This window comes from Micromonospora reichwaldensis (genome assembly GCF_031845925.1).
In the GTDB taxonomy this organism is placed as follows: Bacteria; Actinomycetota; Actinomycetes; order Mycobacteriales; family Micromonosporaceae; genus Micromonospora; species Micromonospora reichwaldensis.
Genome location: NZ_JAVRFL010000011.1, coordinates 131,613 through 152,211 on the forward strand (window position 1 = coordinate 131,613; position 20,599 = coordinate 152,211).

General features: G+C 73.1%; 20 protein-coding genes and 2 pseudogenes. 10 read left to right on the forward strand and 12 right to left on the reverse strand.

The window, feature by feature from the left end:
- Positions 1–4: 4 nt before the first annotated feature.
- Positions 5–700: pseudogene (locus RM555_RS31000) on the reverse strand (ATP-dependent DNA helicase); the annotation flags it as partial.
- Positions 701–853: 153 nt separating this feature from the next.
- Positions 854–2,274: pseudogene (locus RM555_RS31005) on the reverse strand (ATP-dependent DNA helicase); the annotation flags it as partial.
- 69 nt (positions 2,275–2,343) lie between these two features.
- On the opposite strand from RM555_RS31005, the gene RM555_RS11775 reads away from it, so the two are divergent.
- Positions 2,344–2,850, forward strand: a complete 507-nt coding sequence (locus RM555_RS11775) for a DUF402 domain-containing protein (protein ID WP_311411769.1) — start codon at positions 2,344–2,346, stop codon at positions 2,848–2,850.
- Positions 2,851–2,875: 25 nt separating this feature from the next.
- On the opposite strand, the gene sigJ is transcribed toward RM555_RS11775, so the two are convergent.
- Positions 2,876–3,832, reverse strand: coding sequence for an RNA polymerase sigma factor SigJ (sigJ, locus tag RM555_RS11780; protein ID WP_311411770.1), 957 nt, complete (start codon positions 3,830–3,832; stop codon positions 2,876–2,878).
- Positions 3,833–4,149: 317 nt separating this feature from the next.
- Between sigJ and RM555_RS11785 the strand changes: the two genes are divergently transcribed.
- The 3 genes from RM555_RS11785 (at position 4,150) to RM555_RS11795 (ending at position 6,861) form a co-directional block, all read left to right on the forward strand.
- Positions 4,150–5,082, forward strand: coding sequence for a PPK2 family polyphosphate kinase (locus tag RM555_RS11785; protein WP_311411771.1), 933 nt, complete (start codon positions 4,150–4,152; stop codon positions 5,080–5,082).
- A gap of 143 nt (positions 5,083–5,225) precedes the next feature.
- The gene (locus tag RM555_RS11790) at positions 5,226–5,852 is read left to right on the forward strand and encodes a DUF47 domain-containing protein (RefSeq protein WP_132239991.1); all 627 of its coding nucleotides are present in this window, start codon (positions 5,226–5,228) and stop codon (positions 5,850–5,852) included.
- Positions 5,853–5,856: 4 nt separating this feature from the next.
- Positions 5,857–6,861: an inorganic phosphate transporter gene (locus RM555_RS11795; RefSeq protein ID WP_311411772.1), complete on the forward strand. Its 1,005-nt coding sequence runs from the start codon at positions 5,857–5,859 to the stop codon at positions 6,859–6,861.
- A 75-nt stretch (positions 6,862–6,936) separates the two neighbouring features.
- On the opposite strand, the gene RM555_RS11800 is transcribed toward RM555_RS11795, so the two are convergent.
- Positions 6,937–7,905, reverse strand: a complete 969-nt coding sequence (locus RM555_RS11800) for a Gfo/Idh/MocA family protein (protein ID WP_311411773.1) — start codon at positions 7,903–7,905, stop codon at positions 6,937–6,939.
- 70 nt (positions 7,906–7,975) lie between these two features.
- On the opposite strand from RM555_RS11800, the gene RM555_RS11805 reads away from it, so the two are divergent.
- The gene (locus tag RM555_RS11805) at positions 7,976–8,809 is read left to right on the forward strand and encodes an NUDIX hydrolase (protein WP_311411774.1); all 834 of its coding nucleotides are present in this window, start codon (positions 7,976–7,978) and stop codon (positions 8,807–8,809) included.
- Positions 8,810–8,901: 92 nt separating this feature from the next.
- On the opposite strand, the gene RM555_RS11810 is transcribed toward RM555_RS11805, so the two are convergent.
- From RM555_RS11810 to RM555_RS11845, 8 genes are all read right to left on the reverse strand, one after another.
- On the reverse strand, positions 8,902–9,315 hold the full coding sequence (locus RM555_RS11810; RefSeq protein WP_311411775.1) for a VOC family protein: 414 nt from the start codon (positions 9,313–9,315) through the stop codon (positions 8,902–8,904).
- A gap of 175 nt (positions 9,316–9,490) precedes the next feature.
- Positions 9,491–10,267, reverse strand: coding sequence for a phosphate ABC transporter ATP-binding protein PstB (gene pstB / locus RM555_RS11815; RefSeq protein WP_132230738.1), 777 nt, complete (start codon positions 10,265–10,267; stop codon positions 9,491–9,493).
- Positions 10,268–10,287: 20 nt separating this feature from the next.
- Positions 10,288–11,376, reverse strand: a complete 1,089-nt coding sequence (gene pstA, locus RM555_RS11820; RefSeq protein WP_311411776.1) for a phosphate ABC transporter permease PstA — start codon at positions 11,374–11,376, stop codon at positions 10,288–10,290.
- Positions 11,373–12,464 carry a phosphate ABC transporter permease subunit PstC gene (gene pstC / locus RM555_RS11825; protein WP_151452961.1) on the reverse strand — a complete coding sequence of 364 codons (1,092 nt, stop codon included), beginning with the start codon at positions 12,462–12,464 and terminating at the stop codon, positions 11,373–11,375. The genes pstA and pstC overlap by 4 nt, the downstream gene beginning before the upstream one ends.
- A gap of 52 nt (positions 12,465–12,516) precedes the next feature.
- A complete protein-coding gene (gene pstS / locus RM555_RS11830; protein ID WP_311411777.1) occupies positions 12,517–13,620 on the reverse strand; it encodes a phosphate ABC transporter substrate-binding protein PstS in 1,104 nt (367 codons plus the stop codon).
- Between the two features lie 279 nt (positions 13,621–13,899).
- The gene (gene mshD / locus RM555_RS11835) at positions 13,900–14,826 is read right to left on the reverse strand and encodes a mycothiol synthase (RefSeq protein ID WP_311411778.1); all 927 of its coding nucleotides are present in this window, start codon (positions 14,824–14,826) and stop codon (positions 13,900–13,902) included.
- A gap of 102 nt (positions 14,827–14,928) precedes the next feature.
- Entirely contained in the window at positions 14,929–15,858 is a 930-nt protein-coding gene (locus tag RM555_RS11840) for a polysaccharide deacetylase family protein (protein ID WP_396888741.1), read from the reverse strand.
- A gap of 108 nt (positions 15,859–15,966) precedes the next feature.
- Positions 15,967–16,686, reverse strand: coding sequence for a winged helix-turn-helix transcriptional regulator (locus RM555_RS11845; protein WP_197697787.1), 720 nt, complete (start codon positions 16,684–16,686; stop codon positions 15,967–15,969).
- 246 nt (positions 16,687–16,932) lie between these two features.
- Here RM555_RS11845 and RM555_RS11850 point away from each other — a divergent pair, with 246 nt between their 5' ends.
- From RM555_RS11850 to RM555_RS11870, 5 genes are all read left to right on the forward strand, one after another.
- A complete protein-coding gene (locus tag RM555_RS11850) occupies positions 16,933–17,994 on the forward strand; it encodes a hypothetical protein (protein ID WP_311411779.1) in 1,062 nt (353 codons plus the stop codon).
- 82 nt (positions 17,995–18,076) lie between these two features.
- Complete coding sequence (locus RM555_RS11855) at positions 18,077–18,865, forward strand: LmeA family phospholipid-binding protein (protein ID WP_311411780.1); 789 nt, start codon at positions 18,077–18,079, stop codon at positions 18,863–18,865.
- A 245-nt stretch (positions 18,866–19,110) separates the two neighbouring features.
- Positions 19,111–19,188, forward strand: coding sequence for an Ms5788A family Cys-rich leader peptide (locus RM555_RS11860; protein ID WP_311202345.1), 78 nt, complete (start codon positions 19,111–19,113; stop codon positions 19,186–19,188).
- A 204-nt stretch (positions 19,189–19,392) separates the two neighbouring features.
- Positions 19,393–20,241, forward strand: a complete 849-nt coding sequence (locus RM555_RS11865; protein ID WP_311411781.1) for a sulfurtransferase — start codon at positions 19,393–19,395, stop codon at positions 20,239–20,241.
- Positions 20,242–20,244: 3 nt separating this feature from the next.
- Entirely contained in the window at positions 20,245–20,568 is a 324-nt protein-coding gene (locus RM555_RS11870) for a DUF1416 domain-containing protein (protein ID WP_311411782.1), read from the forward strand.
- Positions 20,569–20,599 lie beyond the last annotated feature (31 nt).

Consider the following 20,599-nt stretch of genomic DNA (forward strand, 5'->3'; position numbering starts at 1 on the left):
CGGGTCAGACCTTGGCGAGGCGGTCGAGGGCGCCCCGGGCGACCTCCGGCCGGGTGGTGTACCAGAACGGCGGCAGCGACCGGCGCAGGAACGGCCCGTAGCCCCGGGCCGTCTCCAGGCGCGAGTCGAGCACCGCCACCACGCCCTTGTCGCCCGTCGACCGGATCAACCGACCCACGCCCTGGGCCAGCCGGATCGCGGCGATCGGCACGCTGACCGCCGCGAAACCCGACCCCCCGCCGGCGTCCACCGCCGCGGCCCGCGCCGCCGCCAGCGGCTCGTCCGGCCGGGGGAAGGGCAGCCGGTCGATGACCACCAGCTGGCAGGAGTCGCCCGGCACGTCGACCCCCTGCCAGAGCGACATCACCCCGAACAGGCAGCTGGACTTCTCCTCCCGGAACCGGCGTACCAGCAGCGGCAGCGCCTCCTCGCCCTGGAGCAGGACCGGCAGGTCGGTCCGCGCGCGCAGCAGCTCCGCCGCCTGCTGCGCGGCCCGCCGGGAGGAGAAGAGGCCGAGGGTACGCCCGCCGAGCGCGGTGACCAGCTCGAGCAGCTCCTCGCCGGCCGCGTCGGGCAGCCCGGAGACGCTGGGCCGGGGCAGGTGCGCGGCGACGTACAGGATGCCCTGCCGGGGGTAGTCGAACGGCGAGCCGACGTCGAGGGAGCGCCAGCCCGGCCCCGAGGTGGCCGGTGCCCCGGCTGCGCCACCCTGTGCGGCGCCATCCTGCGTCCGGCCGCCCTGGGCCGCGCCGCCGTCGGACGGTCCGGTGCCTCGTGCCGGTGCGGCGGCGCCGGGGCGCCCGGCGGACCGGGCGGCCAGCGCGGCGGCGGCCGGTGACGGCGGGTCGGCCGGGGGCGCCTCCAGGCCCAGCGCCCGGGCCACCGTGTCGAACCGGCCGCCCAGCGTCAGCGTCGCCGAGGTGGCGACGACCGTGCGCTCCTCGTAAAGGTGGGTGGCGAGCGTGCCGGCGACCGAGAGCGGCGCGACCACCAGCGCCCGGCGGCCGGTGTTGTCGTTCTTCTCCACCCAGGCCACGTCGTGGTCGGCCTCCTCCAGCAGCCGCTGCGCGGTGGCGGAGAGCTCGTCGAGCACCGCCTTGGCCTGCTGCTTGCGCACCGGGTCCGGGTCGTCGGCCTTGACGTCGCCGATCGCGTCGAGCGCCGCCCGGGTGGCCGCGTCGAGCAGGGTGCACGCCTCGCGCAGCGGGGACGGCAGCCCCGAGGTGATCCGCCCGGCCGGCGCCTCGGCCAGCCCGACGGCCAGGGCGTCGCCGGCCGCGGTCAGCGACTCGGCGGTGTCCGGCCGCAGCAGCGGGCGGGCCCGCTTCGCGGAGCGGTCGATCAGCTCCGGCACCAGCTCGGCCTGCGCGGCGGAGGAGACCCGGTCGGCCAGCTCGTGCGCCTCGTCGACGATGAGCAGCTTGTGCGGCGGCACGATGTGCCGGCCGGCGAGCATGTCCACCGCGAGCAGGCTGTGGTTGGTGACCACGATGTCGGCCTCCCGGGCGCGGGCCCGGGACGCCTCGGCGAAGCACTCCGCGCCGAACGGGCAGCGGGACGCGCCGACGCACTCCCGGGCCGGCATGGAGACCAGCCGCCAGGCCTGGTCGTCGACGCCCGGGTCCAGCTCGTCGCGGTCGCCGGTGTCGGTCTTCTCCGCCCAGTCGCGCAGCCGCTGCACCTGCTTCCCGAGTCGCCCCGCCTCGCCGAGCCACTTCGTGCCGCCGCCGGGGCGCGCCGCCGGGGCGTCGAAGAGGGTGTCCTCCGGCTCGTCCTCGGTGGAGTTGTCCAGCCGGGCCAGGCAGAGGTAGTGGTGCCGTCCCTTCAGCACCGCGAAGGTGGGCCGCCGGCCGAGCACCGGCTCCACGGCGTCGGCGAGCCGGGGCAGGTCGTGGTCGACCAGCTGGGACTGCAACGCCAGGGTGGCCGTGGAGACCACCACCGGGCCGTCCACGGTCAGCGCGGGCGTCAGGTAGGCCAGCGACTTGCCGGTGCCCGTGCCGGCCTGCACCAGCAGGTGCTCCCGCGCCTGCACGCACTCCTCGATGGCGGTCGCCATCTGCTGCTGACCGGGACGCGCCGCCCCGCCCGGCACCGCGCCGACCGCGGCGGCGAGCAGCTCCACCCCGCTCGGCCGGGCGCCCCGCCGCCGGCCTCCGGTGCGGGGCGAGGGGGCGGCGGAACCGGTGGCGAGGCGCGGAGTCACCGTGCGACGGTACCCGCCGTCCCCGACACCGGCCGCGCCGATCCGGGCGTGGCGTCGTCACGGTACGGTCTCCCACCGACCGCGTCCGGTTACTTCCGTGCGGCGACGGATGGGCGGTATCGGTTAGGGTGCGATTCATGCCGAGCGACGTGGTCCGCGTGATCTACCGCAAGTACGACGGCAGCGCCCACCGCGACTACCCGGCCCGCCGGCTGGCCGAGGACGAGCTCGGCGTCTGGCTCGGCGTGACCGAGGGCACGAAGTCCGTCTACCACGGCCGGCCGTCGGTGGAGCAGATCCCGTTCGTCCTCCTGGTGCCGCACCACGCCTGGTGGACCGGCATGTTCAACCCGCCGCCACGGACCAGCGAGGTCTACTGCGACATCGCCAGCCCGGCCCGCTGGGAGAACGACGACACCGTCCACCTCATCGACCTCGACCTCGACGTGGTGCGTCGCCGGAGCACCGGCCTGGTGGAGCTGCGCGACGAGGACGAGTTCGCCGAGCACCGGGCCCGCTTCGGCTACCCGGACGACGTCGTGGCGCAGGCCGAGGCGGCGGCCCGGTGGCTCCTCGACGCACTGGGTGACGGCACCGAGCCGTTCGCCACGTCGTACCGGAAGTGGCTGGCCCTGGTGGTCTGACCCGCCGGCGCCGGCCCCCGGGCCGTCACCAGCGCGGCGGCCAGCCGTCCTCCTCCGCCAGCGGCGGCAGGTCGCCCAGCTTCTCCGGATTCAGCTGGTGGAAGACCCCGGTCACCCGGCCCCCGTCCACCGCGAGGGCGGCCACCACCCGCAGCGGCCGCCCATCCGAGTGCCGGGTCTCCAGGTGCAGGCCCTCGACGCCGTCGACGAGCACCCGACGGGCGCGTAGCGTCCCGCCGTAGCGCCCGGCACGCCCGAACAGGCCCAGGAGGAAGCGGGCCACCGCGTCGGCCCCGAGCACCGGCCGCCGGGCCGCCGGGAAGTGGCCGCCGCTGTCGCCGATGGCGACCACGTCCGGGGCGAGCACCCGTACCAGCGCGGCCAGGTCGCCCGACTCGACGGCGGTCACGAAGGCGGCGAGCACGTGACGCTGCTCGACCGCGTCGGCGGTGTGCCGGGGCGCGTCGGGCGCGTGCACCGCCCGGCGGGCCCGGGAGGCGAGCTGGCGGGCGGCGGCGTCGGTCGTACCGAGCACCTCGGCGATCTGGGCGAACGGCACGGCGAAGACGTCGTGCAGCACGAAGGCCACCCGCTGCTCCGGCGCGAGGCGTTCCAGCACCACCAGCAGGGCGGTGCCGACCTGATCGGCGCGGACCGCCCGCTCCGCGGGGTCGGGCGCGAAGCCGTCGGGGCGCGGGCCCTGGTCGAGCGGCGTCACCACCGGTTCCGGCAGCCACTGGCCGGGGTACGCCTCCCGTCGTACCCGCGCCGAGCGGAGCACGTCGAGGCAGATCCGGGCGCAGGTGGTGGTCAGCCACGCGCCGAGGTGCCGGATCTCGGCGCGGGCCGCCGGGTCGGCGAGTGCGGCGGCGTACCGCAGCCAGGTCTCCTGCACGGCGTCCTCGGCCTCGCTGCGGCTGCCCAGCATCCGGTGCGCCACCCCCAGCAGCCGCCCCCGCTCGGCCTCGAACTCCGCCACCATCTCCCGCACGCTGCCCCCGCTCCACTGCCGGGGCGCGTACCGCCCCGCCCGCCCGCGATTCTTCCGCCCCGACCTCCACACCCCAAGACCGCCGTCGATCATGCAGTCGTGGCGCCCCGCGAAACGGACCAAGTTAGACGATTCCGCCCACCACAAGTGCATGATCGGCGGCTCATGGCGCGGGCCGGGGTCGGGGTTGGCGGGCGGGTGGGGCGGATGTGGGTGATGATCCGGTGATGCGAGGGGTCGAGGGGAGCGGCGTGGGCCGCGATGCCGTGGATCGGGCCGACGTCGTCGTGGGGCCGGTCGGAGGGACGATGCGGGAGCTGCTCCGGGTGGCGCCCGGCGGGGCGGTCGATCTCGGGGCGGTCGATCCCCGGTCGACGCCCGGGCTGCCGGGGCGGGAGGTGACCGGCCCGCAGCGCAAGGAGTGGGCCCGTGGCCAGCTCACGCTGATCGGCGCGGAACTGGGCAGGCAGCAGGAGATGCTCTTCGCCGAGGCCAAGGCCCGGCAGTCGGCGGCTCGACCCGTCGGTGCGGCTGCCGGTGGGGGCGGGTCCGACGCGGCTGCCGGTGGGGCGGGCGGGCGCCGGGTGCTGCTGGTGCTCCAGGCGATGGACAGCGGGGGCAAGGACGGCACCGTCAAGCGCGTGGCCGGCGCGATGAACCCGCTGGGCCTGCACGTCCGCTCGTTCGGCCCGCCCACTCCCGAGGAGCTGCGGCACGACTTCCTGTGGCGGATCCGGCGGGCGCTGCCGCCGCCCGGGTACGTCGGTGTCTTCAACCGCTCGCACTACGAGGACGTGCTCGTGGCGCGCGTCGAGTCGCTGGTGCCCGAGTCGATCTGGCAGGCCCGGTACGACGAGATCAACGCCTTCGAGCGGGAGCAGGCCGACGCCGGGGTGGCCCTGGTGAAGGTGTTCCTGCACATCTCGTACGCCGAGCAGGGCCGGCGGCTGCTGGAGCGGCTGGACGAGCCGCGCAAGCACTGGAAGTACGACCCCTCGGACGTCGACGCCCGCGCCCGCTGGGACGACTATCAGGCCGCGTACGCCGAAGCCCTGGGCCGGTGCGGCACGGACGCCGCGCCCTGGTACGTGGTGCCGGCGGACCGCAAGTGGTACCGCGACTGGGCCGTCGCGCACCTGCTCCGCGAGACGTTCGACACGCTCGATCTAGGGTATCCGCCTGCCGGTTTCGACGTCCGGCGCGAACGGGAGCGGCTGCTGGGATCGGAGAGAACGGCGTAGGTGAACAGCAGGTGAACGACCGGTGAATGTGGCCTGACCTGGGGGAGGCCGCGCGATCCCCGGTTCCGTCGTTTTCTAGCATTCCCAGGCGGGCACCCTCCGGGCGACCGCCACCCTTCCACCGACACGACGAGGTCCGTGCTGTGAAGTTTTCCTTCCGCCCGAACGAGGGCGCCTTCTACGAGCTCTTCACCAGGGCCGCACAGAACCTGGTGAAGGGCACCGAGCTGCTCAACGAGCTGGCCCTGCCCGGGGTGGAGGTGCAGTCGGTCAGCGAGCGGCTCACCGAGGTGGAGCACGACAGCGACCAGATCACCCACGAGCTGTACAAGAAGATCAACTCAACCTTCATCACGCCGTTCGACCGGGAGGACATCTACCGGCTCGGGTCGCTGCTCGACGACGTGATGGACCACCTCGAAGCGGTCGGCAACCTGCTCTACCTCTACGGCCTGACCAAGCTCCCCTCGCTGCCCCGCGAGATGCACGAGATGGTCAACGTCCTGGACGCGCAGGCGAAGCTGACCGCCGACGCGATGCCGCGCCTGAGGTCGATGAAGGATCTCGAGGACTACTGGATCGAGTGCAACCGGCTGGAGAACGACGGCGACCAGGTGTACCGGATGCTGCTGGTCCGCCTCTTCTCCGGCGAGTACGACGCGCTGACCGTGCTGAAGATGAAGGAGGTCGCCGACGAGCTGGAGGCCGCCTGCGACGCCTTCGAGCACGTGGCCAACACCGTCGAGACCATCGCGGTCAAGGAGTCCTGATCCTGTGAGTCCCGAACTCATCGCCGTGCTGGCGGTGATCGCGGTGGCGTTGGCGTTCGACTACACCAACGGCTTCCACGACGCCGCCAACGCGATCGCGACCAGCATCTCCACCCGGGCGCTCACACCCCGGGTGGCCCTGGCCATGGCGGCGGTCGGCAACTTCATCGGCGCCCACTTCGGCGCCGAGGTGGCCAAGACCGTCGGCAGCGGCCTGGTGAAACTACCCACCGGCACGGCGAGCCTCGGCATCGTCTTCGCCGGCGTGATCGGCGCGATCGTGTGGAACCTCGTCACCTGGTACTTCGGCCTGCCGTCGTCCTCGTCGCACGCGCTGATCGGTGGCCTGGTCGGCTCGACCGTCGCCGCGTCCGGCACGGTGCTCTGGACCGGCATCGGGGAGAGCGTGATCATCCCGATGGTCCTCTCGCCGATGGTCGGCTTCGTGCTCGGTTACGTCGTCATGATCGCCGTGCAGTGGATCTTCCGGAAGGGGCACCCGGGCCGGCTCAACCGTGGCTTCCGCTGGGCGCAGACCGCGTCCGCCGCCGCCATGTCGGTCGGTCACGGCATGCAGGACGCCGCCAAGACCATCGGCATCGTGGTGCTCGCCCTCTACGTCGGCGGCTACCAGGACGACCCCAGCTTCATCCCGGAGTGGGCGTTCTGGACGTCGGCCGCCGTGCTGGCCGCCGGCACGTACGCCGGTGGCTGGCGGATCATCCGGACCCTGGGCCGGAAGATCATCGACCTCCGGCCGCCGGAGGGCTTCGCCGCCGAGACCGTCGCCAGCGGGGTGCTCTACTTCAACGCGCTGGTCCTCGGCGCGCCGATCTCGACGACCCACACGATCACCTCGGCGATCATGGGCGTCGGCGCCACCAAGCGGCTCTCCGCCGTCCGGTGGGGCGTGGCCGGCAACATCGTCGGGGCGTGGATCCTCACCTTCCCGGCCGCCGGCTCGATCGGCGCCCTGATGTACTTCCTGGTCCGCCCGCTCTTCAGCTGAGGCTGCGCGGACGACAGGTGTAAGGAAGGGCCCCTTGCTAACGCATAGCGTTAGCAAGGGGCCCTTCCTTACACCTCAGGCGTACGAGACGCCGATCTGGGCGCGGATCCCGTCGAGGAGCGCCATCACCTCCAGCGTTGCGGCGTGGGGCACCAGCGGGCTCTCCAGTAGGCCCTCGGCGAGGCAGCGCTGGACCTCGGCGGCCTCGTACTGGTAGCCGCCGCCGACCAGCTCACCGGTGATCGTCTCCGGCTCGGCGCCGGCCCGGTGCAGGGTCACCGAACCGGGGCGGAAGAACAACTCGGGCAGGTCGATCCGTCCGGCGGTGCCGGTGACGGCGGCGGTCACCGGGGTCGCCCCGACCAGGCCGCAGGTCAGCGTGGCCACCGCCCCCGAGTCGTAGCCGAGGACGATCCCGGTGTTCTCGTCGACCCGCTCGGGGCTGAGCTTCGCCCAGGACCGGACGTGGTCGGGCACGCCGAGCAGCAGGTGGGCCAGGCTGACCGGATAGACGCCGAGGTCGAGCAGAGCGCCGCCGCCGAGCGTACGGGCCCGCAGCCGGTGCTCCGGCGGGAACGGCCCCGCCAACCCGAAGTCGGCCCGCACGTTCGTCACCGTGCCGATCGCCCCGTCCGCGACCAACTCGCAGACCCGGCGGATCAGCGGATTCGTCCGCATCCACATGGCCTCCATGAGGAAGACCCCGGCTGCGCGGGCGGTGTCGACCAGCTCGACGCTGGTCGCCAGGTCGAGGGTGAACGGCTTCTCCAGCAGCACCGCGCGGCCGGCCGCGAGGCAGGTCGAGGCCGCCTGGTGGTGCGCGGCGTGCGGGGTGGCGACGTAGACGACGTCCAGTTCGTCGTCCGCGGCGAGTTCCGCCCAGGAGGCGTACGCGCGCGGCACACCGTGCCGGGCCGCGAACCGTTGCGCGCTCTCGGCGGTACGTGAGCCGACCGCCACCAGTTCGGCGCCCGGCACCAGCCGGAGGTCCTCGGCGAAGCGGGCGGCGATCTGGCCGGTGGACAGGATGCCCCAACGAGTCATGGCGGCCACGCTAGCGAAGATCACCGGACGTCGGCGTGGTCATCCACCCGTCGGGAACTAGGCTCGGCGCATGACGATCGACGCCGACGGCTTCCCCGCACCCCCGGCGCTCGTGGCGCACGCCCGCCGGTTCCACGCCGAGGGCGGCACCCCGGCCCCGCCCCGGGTCGCGGCGACCGTCCTGCTGCTCCGGCCCGCCGGCGACGACTTCGAGGTCTACCTGATCCGACGGGTCGCCGCGATGGCCTTCGGCGGCATGTACGCCTTCCCCGGCGGTGGGGTCGACCCCTCGGACTCGCAGGCGCACCTGGACTGGGCCGGCCCGACGCCGGCCGGGTGGGGTGAGCGGCTGGGGCTGGCCCCGGAGGCCGCCCAGGCGGTCGTCTGCGCCGCCGCCCGCGAGGTCTTCGAGGAGGCCGGGGTCCTGCTCGCGGGCCCCGACACACAGACCGTGGTGGGCGACGTGAGTGGCGACGACTGGGAGGCCGACCGGGTGGCGCTGGAGCAGCGCCGGGGCGGCTTCGCGGACCTGCTCGCCCGGCGCGGGCTCACCCTCCGGTCGGACCTGCTGCTGCCGTGGAGCCGGTGGATCACGCCGGAGTTCGAGCCGCGCCGCTTCGACACGTACTTCTTCGTGGCCCTCCTGCCCGAGGGGCAGCGGACCCGGGACGTCTCCGGCGAGGCCGACCACACCCTGTGGGTCCGCCCGGCGGACGCCCTGGCCCGGGCGGAGGCCGGTGAGCTGACCATGCTCCCGCCCACCCTGGTGAACCTGGCCCAGGTGGCTGCCGGCCGTGACCTGGCGGGCGTCGCCCGCGCGGCGGCGACCCGGGACGCGTCGACCCCGGTCACCCCGCGCCTCGACGTGCCCGACGACGGCGAGCCCCGCTTCGTGCTGGCCTGACCCGTTACGGATTCTGGCAGGAAGCCGCCCGGGGAAGGACCGGTTCCTGCCAGGATCTCTCAGCGGAACCCGGTGCGCGGAGGGCGGCGGCGCTAGGCCACGAAGATGCAGAACGGGTGACCGGACGGATCCGCGAAGACGTACAGCGGCTCGTCGGGGTCGTCGGCCCGGTCGAGCAGGAGTTTCGCGCCCAGGGCCTCCGCCCGCTCACGCTGCCTCTCCAGCTCGGACGCGTCCGGCACCGTGAAGTCGAGGTGCAACTGCATCGGCACGTCGTGCCGGGGCCAGGTGGTCCGAGGCAGGTGGTCGACGAGTTGGAAGGCGAGCTGGGCCGCCCCGTCGGAGTCTCTGAGCACGAGCCAGTCCCGGTCGTCGGCCGTCCCGTCCGTCGGCGGTTCGTCACCGGGCCGGTACCGCAGCCCGAGCAGTTGCCGGTAGAACTCGGCGAGCTCACGTGCGTCCGTGGTGTCGAGCACGGTGTGCAGCAACCGGGGATATCCAGACATGCCCGTCCTCCGCAGCGACCGGTGGGCGATTCCGACCCGACCCTAGAACAGATCCTCCGGTGCTGCCGGGTCCGCCAGCGTGGGCGCGGAAAGGGCGGAAAGGAAGGGGCCCTTCCTATCGAAAAAGCGATAGGAAGGGCCCCTTCCTACCAGGAGAGGGTCCCCGCCTCACGGATCAGCCGAAGCGGCCGGTGATGTAGTCCTCGGTCTTCTTCACACCGGGGTTGCTGAAGATCTTCTGCGTGTTGTCGTACTCGATGAGGCGGCCCGGGTCGCCGGTCTTCTCGATCGAGAAGAATGCGGTCCGGTCCGAGACGCGGGCGGCCTGCTGCATGTTGTGCGTGACGATGATGATGGTGAACTTGTCCTTGAGCTGGAACATCAGGTCCTCGATGGCCAGCGTGGAGATCGGGTCGAGCGCCGAGCAGGGCTCGTCCATCAGCACCACCTGCGGCTCGACGGCGATGGTCCGGGCGATGCAGAGCCGCTGCTGCTGACCGCCGGAGAGGCCGGCGCCGGGCTTGCCGAGCCGGTCCTTGACCTCGTCCCAGAGGTTGGCCGAGCGCAGCGCCTTCTCCGCCGCCTCCTCCAGGATCGACTTCCTGCGGACCCCGTTGAGCCGCAGCCCGGCCACCACGTTCTCGAAGATGCTCATGGTGGGGAACGGGTTCGGCCGCTGGAAGACCATGCCGATCATGCGCCGGACGGCGGTGACGTCCACGTCCCGGTCGTAGATGTCCTGGTCGTCGATCGTGAGGCTGCCCTCGACCCGGGCGCCGGGCAACACCTCGTGCATCCGGTTGATCGACCGCAGGAAGGTGGACTTGCCGCAGCCGGACGGGCCGATCAGGGCGGTCACCGTCTTCGGCTCGACCGTCAGGTTGATGTTCTCGATCGCCTTGAAGGCGCCGTAGTAGGCGGTGACGCCCGAGGCTTCGATGCGCTTGGCCATGGTGGTGGTACCTCCGGGGTTCATCGGCCGAGCCGGTTGCGACGGGCCAGCAGCTTCGCCGCGACGGTCAGGATCAGCACGAGGGCGACCAGGGTGAGTGCCGCGGTCCACGCCCGTGCCGGCGCGTACCGGGATGCGTCACCGGCCTGCTGGTAGACGAAGAGGGCCAGCGACGACTGGTTGTTCTCGAACGGGTTGAAGTTGATCGCCGCGCCGCCGCCGGCGACGAGCAGCACCGGGGCGGTCTCGCCGGCCGCGCGCGCGATGGCGAGCATGACGCCGGTGACGATGCCCGGCAGGGCGGTCGGCAGTACGACCCGCAGGATGGTCTTCCACTTCGGCACGCCGAGGGCGTACGCCCCCTCGCGCAGCGGCGCCGGGACGAGACGCAGCATCTCCTCGGTGGAGCGGACCACGGTGGGCAGCATCAGCACGCTCAGCGCGAGCGCGGCGGCGAAGCCGGAGAAGCTGGGCCGCCCGTCGTTGAACCACGGCGAGACGATCAGCACCCAGAACGCCAGCACGAACAGGCCGGCGACGATCGACGGGATGCCCGTCATCACGTCCACGAAGAACCGGATCGCGGCGGCGAACCGGCCCCGGCCGTACTCGACGATGTAGATCGCGCAGAGGATGCCGAGCGGGACGGTGATCAGGGCGGCGATGCCGACCTGCTGGAGGGTGCCGACGATCGCGTGGTAGGCGCCGCCGTTCGGGTCCCGCGCGCCGATGTTGTTCATCGAGGTGAGGAAGAAGTCGCCGTCCAGGCGCTCGGCGCCCTTGCTGACCAGCGTCCAGACCACCGAGGCCAGCGGCAGGACGGCCAGCACGAACGCGGAGTGGATCAGCGCGCTCCAGGTGCGGTTGCGGGCCGACCGCCGCCCCTCGACCCGGTTCGCGGCGGCGAACAGGCCGGCCAGGTAGAGCAGCGCGGCGACCACCACGACCAGCACCGGGCCGCCGGTGCCGGTGCCGTACACGAAGGCGGCGGCGACCAGCAGGGCGGCCGCGGCGATGGCCGGCGCGGCGTACCTGGGCAGGCGCCGGGCCTTCAGGGTGGGCGGCTGCGCGGGCGGGCGGGTCCGGTGCGGTGCGACAGTGGTGGTCATGCGGCCGACTCCGTGAACTCCCGGCGGCGGTGGATGATCGCCCGCGCCGTGATGTTGACGATCAGCGTGATGGCGAAGAGCACCAGGCCCGACGCGATCAGCGCGCCCCGCCCCGTGTCGTTCGCCTCGCCGAACGTGTTGGCGATGTTGGCGGCGATGGTGTTGCCGCCGCTCTCGATCAGGTTGAACGAGATGCCGAAGGTGATGCCGAGGGTCATCGCCAGGGCGATGGTCTCGCCGAGCGCCCGGCCCAGGCCGAGCATCACCGCGGCGACGATGCCGGGGCGGCCGTACGGCAGCACGGCGGTGCGGATCATCTCCCAGCGGGTGGCGCCGAGGGCGAGGGCCGCCTCCTCGTTGGCGGTCGGGGTCTGCAGGAACACCTCGCGGGAGAGCGAGGTGATGATCGGCAGCACCATGATCGCCAGGACCAGCGCGCCCAGCATGATGGACTTCCCGAACGGGCCGTCGCCGCCGAAGATCGGGATCCAGCCGAAGTACGTGTTCAGCCAGGCGGAGAAGTCGCGTACCGGATTGATGAAGACGTCGCGGCCCCAGAGGCCGAAGACCACGCTCGGCACCGCGGCCAGCAGGTCGATCAGGAAGCCCAGCGTGGTGCCGAGCCGGCGCGGCGCGTAGTGGGACAGGTAGAGCGCGATGCCCAGGGCCACCGGCACCGCGATCAGCAGCGCCAGCGCGGAGCTGAACACGGTGCCGAAGGCGAGCGCCCCGATGCCGAACTTGGGCTCCGCGTCGTTCGGGAACCAGCCCTCGAAGGTCCAGAAGCTCTCGGTGTTGGCTCCCAGCGCGGGTACCGCCTTGGCGACGAGGAAGACCGCGATCGCGGCGATGACGACCAGGACGGTGGCGCCGGCGCCCAGGGTGAGGGCGCGGAACGCCCGTTCGGCGCCGAACGCCCGGGCCCGGGGCAGCGCGCCGCCGCCGCCCAACCCGGCTCCGCCCGGGGTACGGGTGCTGACTGGTGCCTCGGCCGGACGCGCCGAGGCACCGGCGGGCCGGTCGTGACCTTCGGTCACGCGCGTCCCGCCGGTGCCGGCGTGGGCCGAGCGGTGGGGGGTTTCACCCATCTGCTCGCTCGCTTCGGGTTGAGGTGGTGGTGACGGTGTCGGTGCGGGCGGCTCAGGCGAGGTTCTTGACCGCGGCCTCGACCTTGGCGCGGACCGTCTCGGGCAGCGGGGCGTAGCCCAGCTCGGTCAGGTCGGCCTGGCCAGCGGTGCTCGCGGCGTGGCCGAGGAAGCCCTTGACCAGCGGGAGCTTGTCGGCGGCGAGGCCCTTGGAGCAGACGATCTCGTAGGTCACCAGGACGATCGGGTAGGCCCCGGCCTCCTTGGTGTTGTAGTCGATCTTCATCTTGAGGTCGTCGCCCTGACCGACCACCTCGGCGCCGGCGATGGTCTTGCCGGCCGACTCGGCGGTCAGCTCGGCGAACTCGCCCGCGCCGTTGCCGACCTTCGCGGTCTTCAGGCCGCCGTTCTCGGCGTACGACCACTCGACGTAGCCGATGGTGCCGTCCTGGCCCTTGATGGCGCTGGCCACGCCGTCGGACTTCGCCGCGCCGGTGCCGCCCGGGGCCTTCCACTCCTTGGCCTTGCCGAAGGTCCAGTCGGCCGCGGCGGTCTTGGTGAGGAAGTCCGTGAAGTTGTCGGTGGTGCCGGAGGAGTCCGAGCGGTGCACCGCGTTGATGGTGGTCGACGGCAGCTTGGCGTCCGGGTTGTCGGCCTTAATCGCCGGGTCGTCCCACTTGGTCACCTTGCCGGCGAAGATCTTCGCCAGGGTGGCCGGCTTGAGCTGGAGGTTGTCCACGCCGCTGACGTTGTAGGCGATGGCGACCGGGCCGATGACCATCGGCAGGTTGATCGCGGCGCCGCCGACGCACTTGGCGTCGGCCTGCGGCTGCTCCTCCTCCTTGAGGGCGGAGTCCGAGCCGGCGAAGTCGGCGGTGCCGGCGATGAAGGCCTGGATGCCGGCGCCCGAGCCGGAGGGCTCATAGTTGATCTTGGCTCCGGAGCACTTCTGCTGGTACGCCTTGATCCACTCGTCCATCGCGTTCTTCTGCGCCGACGAGCCCTGGGCGTTCAGCGTGCCGGTGGCGCAGTCGGCGGCGGCCGACCCGGAGGCGGAGGCGCTGCTCGCGGGCTCGTTGTTGTCCGAGCCGCATGCGCTGAGAGCGAGCGTCGCGGTAAGAGCGAGGCAGGCGAGGGTGCCGTGCCGCTGGAGCTTCACCTGAGGGGTTTCCCTTCACGTCTGACTTCGCCCCCGGATTTGGGGCCCGGGGTACCGGCGCTCACCGGCTGATCCAAAGTTAGGAGCGCCAGGTAGCCGGTTCGCCGGTCGGAAGTGAACGGGGAGTGAACAGGTGCGACAGGGCAGATGACCGCTCGCTGAGGGCGGGTTGTCCGTTGTGTGAACTCGGCTGCCGCTGTCGGAAGTATGGGGGATCTTCGGGGGCGGCGGCGCGCGCGGCACGGGCCCGGGCCGTCGCGACCCGGGCCCGTTTCGGCGTCAGGCCGACTGGTAGTTGACGTGCGCCGACCAGCGGGCGAAGCCGAGCCGCTCGTAGAGCGCGACGGCGGCGGCGTTCGACTCGTCGACGTAGAGCATGACCCGGTCCAGGTCCCGCCGGTCCCGCAGGTACGCCAGGCCGGCCGCGGTCAGCGCCCGGCCGAGCCCGCCGCGGTGGGCCGACGGGTCCACGCCGAGGACGTAGACCTCGCCGATCCGGGCCGAGCCGGGTCGTTCGTGGACCTTCGTCCAGTGGAAGCCGAGCAGCCGGCCGGTGGACCCGTCGACGGCGAGCAGGAAGCCCTCCGGGTCGAACCACGGCTCGTCGAGGCGTACCCGCAGGTCGGCGGGGGACCAGCGGCCCTGTTCCGGGTGCTCGGCGAAGGCCCGCGCGTTGAGCGCCAGCCACTCCTCGTCGTCGGCGCCGGGCCGGAACGCGCGTAGCGTCACCCCGTCCGGCAGCGGGTGGTCGGGGATCGGGGCGGTCAGCGGCCGGCGCAGTTGCCAGAGCACCCGGGCCCGGCGCAGGCCCAGGTCGACGCCGAGCGCGGCGGCGGAGGGGTGGTCGCCGTGCGCCCAGACCCGCAGCGGGCCGTCGGCCGCCGCGAGGACGCCCCGGGCCAGCGCGCGGCCCGTCCCGCGCCGCCGGTACGCCGGGTGCACCACCAGTTCCACCCCGATCCCCGCGCCCGGGTCGGTGGTGTCCAGGTGCGCGTACCCGGTCAGTGTGCCGTCGTCCGCCCGGGTGGTCAGGTGCACGGCGGGCGCGTCCGGGTCGCGCAGCCGGAGCAGGACGTGCTCGTCGAACGGGTCCGCCCCGTCCGCGTCGCCGGCGACCCGGGCGAGGGTCGTCACGTCGGCGATCTCCGTGGGGCTGAGGCGGTCGGCCCGGGTCACCCGGCCGCTGCTCGCTTCGGGGTTGCTCATGACGTCACCGTAGTCCGGTCGATCCCCGGCGCCGCCGCGCTCGGCGGGCCACCGCAGGCGGTGCGGCGGTCGCCCGGCCGGACCACCCGTGGTCGGGTCGGCTCACGTCCCCCCGTCGGGCAGCGCCTCCACCTGGAACCGGCTGGTCAGGTCGGGCAGGATGCGGTGCAGCGCGTCCACCGTGCCCTGCCGGTCGCCGCCGGCGTCGTGCAACAGCACGACCGAGCCGGGCACGACGCCCGCCACGACCGTCGCCGCGATCCGGCCGGCTCCCGGCAGCTCCCAGTCCGCCGGGTCCACGGTCCAGTGCAGCGGCGTCATGCCGAGTTCGTGGGACACCGACACCACCGGGCCCGTCCAGGCGCCGCCGGGCTGCCGGTAGTACGCGATCGGCGCGTCGGGCACCGCCGCCCGGATCGCCTCGCTGGTGCGCAGCAGGTCCGCCCGGATGGCGGCGGGCGACCGGCGGCCGAGGTCGACGTCGTGGTTCCAGCTGTGGTTGCACAGGGTGTGCCCGTCGGCGGCGATGGCCCGGATGAGGTCCGGGTGGCGCTGCGCGTTCTCGCCGACCACGCAGAAGGTGGCCCGCACCTGGTGCTCGCGGAGCAGGGCGAGCACCTGCGGCGTGTACTGCGGGTCCGGCCCGTCGTCGAAGGTCAGCGCGACCAGCGAGGTGCCGCTCGTGGTCTGCGTGCCGAACGGCCCGTCGGCCGGTCCCGGCGACGGCGTGCCGTCGGGGCTGGCGCCGCCGTCCTGCCCGGCCTCCGCCGGGCTGGTGCTCGGCTCGCCCTCCGGGGTGCGGCGCGGAGTGTCCTTCGTCGGCGGCTGGTCGGCGTAGTCCGGGCCGGTGGCGCTGGTGGTCACGCTGGACCGGGACGTCGGCGGGTCGGGGACCAGGCTGCGCCCGAGGGCGTACGCGGAACCGAGCAGCGCGGCGACCACCAGCGTGACGAGCCCGATGGTGCGCGCGGCCGAGGGATCCCGGATCAGCGGGCCCCACCGTGTCGATCCGCCGCCGCCCCCGTGGTCGATGCGCACTCCGCCGCCCCCTTTTTGTCGCAAACCCGGCAGTCAGAATAGAACCGGCGAGCTGCGCAAAAAGGGCATATGCGAAACCGTCCCCGAAGGGGGCGGGGAGGTTCAGACCGGCAGGGGCGCGTGCTCGCTCTCCGGCAGGGACCGCGAGGGCGGTACGACGAACTTGTAACCCACCTGCCGCACCGTGCCGATCATCGACTCGTACTCGGAGCCGAGCTTGGCGCGCAGCCGCCGGACGTGCACGTCGACGGTGCGCGTGCCGCCGAAGTAGTCGTAGCCCCACACCTCGCGCAGGAGCTGGTCCCGGGTGAACACCCGGCCCGGGTGCTGGGCCAGGAACTTCAGCAGCTCGAACTCCTTGTAGGTGAGGTCGAGCGGCCGACCCTTGAGCTTCGCGGCGTAGGTGTCCGGGTCGATCGTCAGCTCGCCGGCGCGGATCGAGCCGCCGGCCCCGGAGGTGGCGTTGCTCAGCCGCCCGACGGCGAGCCGCAGCCGGGCCTCCACCTCGGCCGGCCCGGCGGCGGCGAGGATGACGTCGTCGACGCCCCAGTCGGCGTTGAGCGCGATCAGGCCGGCCTCGGTGACCACCGCGACCAGGGGCACCCCGAGCCCGGTGGCGTGCAGCATCCGGCAGGTCGCCCGCGCCTCGCTCAGTTCGGAGCGGGCGTCGACCAGCACCGCGTCCGGACTGGGGCCGGCGACCAGGGTGCGGACGTCGCGTGGCGCGGTGCGGACCGAGTGCGGCAGCAGGTCGAGCGCCGGCAGCACTGCGGATGGTTCGCCTGCGCGCGCGGTCACCAGCAGCAGGATCTCCACGATCACCTCCGTCCCGGCGGCCGTCGGCCGCGCGCGACCAGCGCACTCCGTGGCGGGGCGTGACGCTGATGAACTTGCGTGGGTCCCGGCGTCGCTGACGGGCGGGTAACGGCTTGAGCGTAACCGAAGGCCCCGGTCGCGCCTCCGCGTCCCTTCCCATTTGCCCGGCTTGCCCCTGATCGTGACCCCAGGTTTTAACGTTGCCGAAACCGTGGCCCCCGCGTCGGCCGGCGGGTCTGGCACGATCGGGGCGTGTTTCCCTCCAGCTCGCCCGAGGCCGGCCGCGACCAGTGGCCCGACGGGCCCCGCCCCGAGCCGTCCGGCCCGTCCCGTGGCCAGCCGCCGGCGCCGCGCACCGGGCCGGCCCCCGACGACGACGGCGAGCGCCGGGAGCGCAGCGGCCCGCGCCGCGCCCGGCGGGCCGGTGAGCCGGCCCGGCGACCCGACGACGAGCCGGACGACGAGCCGGACGAGGAGCCGGTGGAGCCGGTCGAGGTGCGCCGCCCGCTCGCGCTGACCGTCGCCGGGTTCGCCGCGCTGCTCGGGGTGGGTCTGGTGCTCGGGGCGCAGACCGCGGGCCCGGGGCACCGCCTGCCCTTCGCGTTCGTCGTCTTCGGTGTGCAGTTGCTCTTCGTGCTGGCCTGGACGATGGCCATGCGACCGCCCGCGCTGCTGCTGGTGGCCGCCGTCAGCGCCGGCGCCGCGGTGGCGGCCGACACCGCGGCCGTGCAGACGGACGTCGCCGGCCTGGCACCACTGGGCTACGTCGCGGCGGGCGGCTTCGCCCTCGGGGTGCTCGGCCAGCTCGTCCGGCGGGTCGACCGGGTGCGGGTGACCGACTCGCTCGGCAGCACCCTGCTGATCGTGGTCGGCGTCGTCGCCTTCGCCACCCTGATCGTGCTCAGCCGGATCCCGGCGGGCACCCAGGCCATCACGGTGTGCCTCACCGCCAGCGCGGTCGCGCTCACCGTCGCCCGGCTGACCGACGCGGTCGCGCCATGGCCGCGGCTGGCCCCCCAGGTGCCCCGGGGCGCGGCCGGCGTGGTCGCCGGCGCGATGGTCGGCACGCTGGTCAGCGCCGTCCTCGGCAGCTACCTGGTGACGCCCTTCACCCCCACCCGGGCCGCGATCATCGGGCTGGTCGCGGCGGTCACCGCCGTGCTGGCCGACCTTGCCGTGGGCTACGCCGAGGCGGGCCGGCTGATGGCGGGGGAGCCGCCGACCATGTGGGTGGCCCGGCACATGCAGGGGCCCCTCGGTGGCTTCGCCCTGGCCGCGCCGGCCGCGTACGCCATGTGCAAGCTCGTTCTCTGACGCGGCGGTTGAGCTTTTCCCCGATCGGGTACCACCGGTGGGCCGCTCCGCGGCACCCTCGGCACTGACGACAGGAGGCGGCGTGGCGCACGACGACACGTACGAGGAGCGGCCCCGGCGACGCGGGCGCAAGGTGCTCATCACCCTCGTCGTGCTGCTGCTGGTCCTGGGCGGACTGATCGTGGTGGCCGACCGGGTCGCCGTGGGGGTGGCCGAGCGCGCCATCGCCGACCAGGTCCGGCAGGAGATCGCCAAGCAGGGGGCGCAGTCCTCGCCGCCGAAGGTGGAGGTCGGCGGGGTCCCGTTCCTCACCCAGGTGCTCGACGGCCGGTACGAGCGCATCTCCATCGCGTTGCGCGACGTGCAGGGCTCGGTGCGCGGCGACGCGGTCGCGCTGCCGAAGCTCGACGTGGACGCCCGCAACGTGCGCGCCTCGCTCGACACCATCCGTTCGGGGCAGGGCGACGTGGTCGCCGAGACGGTCGACGGGACGGGCACCATCAGCTACGACAGCCTCGCCAAGCTGCTCGACCGGCCGGGGCTGACCCTCGGCGAGCAGAACGGCCGGCTGGCCGTCACCGCCCCGGTCGACATCCTCGGCCAGCGCCTCACCGTGACCGGCACCGCCGACATCACGGTCGGCAAGGAGGGGCAGGTGGCGCTGAAGTTCAACGACCTGAACGCCGACGGCCTGCCGAACCTGCCGCTGGCCCGGACGCTGCTCAGCAACTACGCCCGCAGCATCTCCATCGACGTGCCCCTGCCCGAGCTGCCGTTCCAGCTCGCCGTACGGGAGGTCCGGCCGCTGCCCGAGGGGCTGGCCGTCACCGCGGACGCCAGGAACGTACCGATCAACTCCGCCGCCGGCTGACCGACCCGGCCGACCCACCGCCTCCGGCCCTCGCCCCGCCCCGCCCCGCGCTGCCCGCGCTTGCGTCCGCGCCCGCCCGCGCCTGCGTCCGCGTCTGCCCGCGCCTGCCGGTTAGGAAGGGCCCCTTCCTCTACCGATCGCGATAGGAAGGTGCCCTTCCTTGCACCCCGGGCTACCAGTACGGGCGTCCCGGATGCTGGTCGGCCAGGTGGTGTGCCCGTGCTCGGCTGGTAGGCTCCCTGCTCATGGGGACGCTCCTCACCAAACGGCGCGCGGTCGACCTGTGCCGCGTGGCCACCTGCCTGTGTCGCCCCGTCATCTGACGGCGGGGCTGTCCTCGGCCGCCTAGCGGCCACCGGCAGGCAGGGATTTTTTTCTTCTCCCGTGCTCTCTTTCAACGCCCGGCAGCGGCGCCGTCGCACGAACCCGTGATCCGTCCATACGGTGGATCCGCGCGTGGTGCGATCGTCACGACTTTCGATGCCCTCGTGCTGGTTCACCATCCATCCTCACCAGGGAGTGATCTGATGAGTCGCGACACCGCACTCGTCTCGGCCGAATGGGCCGAGAAGAACCTCGACGCCCCGGGCGTCGTCTTCGTCGAGGTCGACGAGGACACCTCGGCCTACGACACCGGCCACATCGCCGGCGCGATCAAGCTGGACTGGAAGACCGACCTCCAGGACCAGGTGCGCCGGGACTTCGTCAACAAGAGCCAGTTCGAGGCGCTGCTCTCCGAGCGGGGCATCAGCAACGACGACACCGTCATCCTCTACGGCGGCAACAACAACTGGTTCGCCGCGTACGCGTACTGGTACTTCAAGCTCTACGGCCACCGCGACGTGAAGCTGCTCGACGGCGGTCGCAAGAAGTGGGAGCTGGACGCCCGCCCGCTGGTCCGGGACGCGGTGACCCGCCCGGCGACGCAGTACGTGGCGCAGGAGCCGGACACCTCGATCCGGGCCTTCCGGGACGAGGTCGTGGCCGCCATCGGCACCAAGAACCTGGTCGACGTGCGCAGCCCCGACGAGTTCGCCGGCCGGCTGCTCGCCCCCGCCCACCTGCCGCAGGAGCAGGCGCAGCGGGCCGGGCACATCCCCACGGCGATCAGCGTGCCGTGGTCCAAGGCGGCCAACGAGGACGGCACCTTCAAGTCCGACGACGAGCTGCGCAGGATCTACGCCGACGCCGGGCTGGACGACAGCCGCGAGACCATCGCGTACTGCCGGATCGGCGAGCGTTCCTCGCACTCCTGGTTCGTGCTCCAGGAGCTGCTCGGCCACCGCAACGTGAAGAACTACGACGGATCCTGGACCGAGTACGGCTCGCTGGTCGGCGTGCCGGTCGCGCTCGGCGACGAGCCCGGGGAGGCCTGAGTCATGACCGCACCCACCGCTGCCGGCTGCGCCGCGCCCGACCAGTCCGCCCCGCTGCCCGCGAGTCTGGACCTGGAGAAGGAAACCGTGATCACCGGCGTCGTCCGCTCCGACGCGGGCGAGGCCGTTCCGGGCGCGTACGTCCGGCTGCTCGACTCGACCGGTGAGTTCACCGCCGAGGTGGTGACCTCGCCGGCCGGCCAGTTCCGGTTCTTCGCCGCGCCGGGCTCCTGGACCCTGCGGGCGCTCTCGCGGCACGGCAACGGCGACACCGCCGTGACCGCCGCCCGGGGCATCAACGAGGTCGCCGTCACGGTCGCCTCCTGACCTTTCCACGCTCTGATCGGCCCGTGGCCCG

Coding starts and splice junctions, on each gene's coding strand:
- RM555_RS11785 (WP_311411771.1), top strand. CDS start 4,150: ATGCGGGAGCTGCTCCGGGTGGCGCCCGGCGGGGCGGTCGATCTCGGG.
- pstA (WP_311411776.1), bottom strand. CDS start 11,376: ATGACCACCACTGTCGCACCGCACCGGACCCGCCCGCCCGCGCAGCCG.
- RM555_RS11800 (WP_311411773.1), bottom strand. CDS start 7,905: ATGACTCGTTGGGGCATCCTGTCCACCGGCCAGATCGCCGCCCGCTTC.
- pstC (WP_151452961.1), bottom strand. CDS start 12,464: ATGGGTGAAACCCCCCACCGCTCGGCCCACGCCGGCACCGGCGGGACG.
- sigJ (WP_311411770.1), bottom strand. CDS start 3,832: ATGGTGGCGGAGTTCGAGGCCGAGCGGGGGCGGCTGCTGGGGGTGGCG.
- RM555_RS11810 (WP_311411775.1), bottom strand. CDS start 9,315: ATGTCTGGATATCCCCGGTTGCTGCACACCGTGCTCGACACCACGGAC.
- RM555_RS11860 (WP_311202345.1), top strand. CDS start 19,111: ATGGGGACGCTCCTCACCAAACGGCGCGCGGTCGACCTGTGCCGCGTG.
- RM555_RS11775 (WP_311411769.1), top strand. CDS start 2,344: ATGCCGAGCGACGTGGTCCGCGTGATCTACCGCAAGTACGACGGCAGC.
- pstB (WP_132230738.1), bottom strand. CDS start 10,267: ATGGCCAAGCGCATCGAAGCCTCGGGCGTCACCGCCTACTACGGCGCC.
- RM555_RS11805 (WP_311411774.1), top strand. CDS start 7,976: ATGACGATCGACGCCGACGGCTTCCCCGCACCCCCGGCGCTCGTGGCG.
- RM555_RS11865 (WP_311411781.1), top strand. CDS start 19,393: ATGAGTCGCGACACCGCACTCGTCTCGGCCGAATGGGCCGAGAAGAAC.
- mshD (WP_311411778.1), bottom strand. CDS start 14,826: ATGAGCAACCCCGAAGCGAGCAGCGGCCGGGTGACCCGGGCCGACCGC.
- RM555_RS11870 (WP_311411782.1), top strand. CDS start 20,245: ATGACCGCACCCACCGCTGCCGGCTGCGCCGCGCCCGACCAGTCCGCC.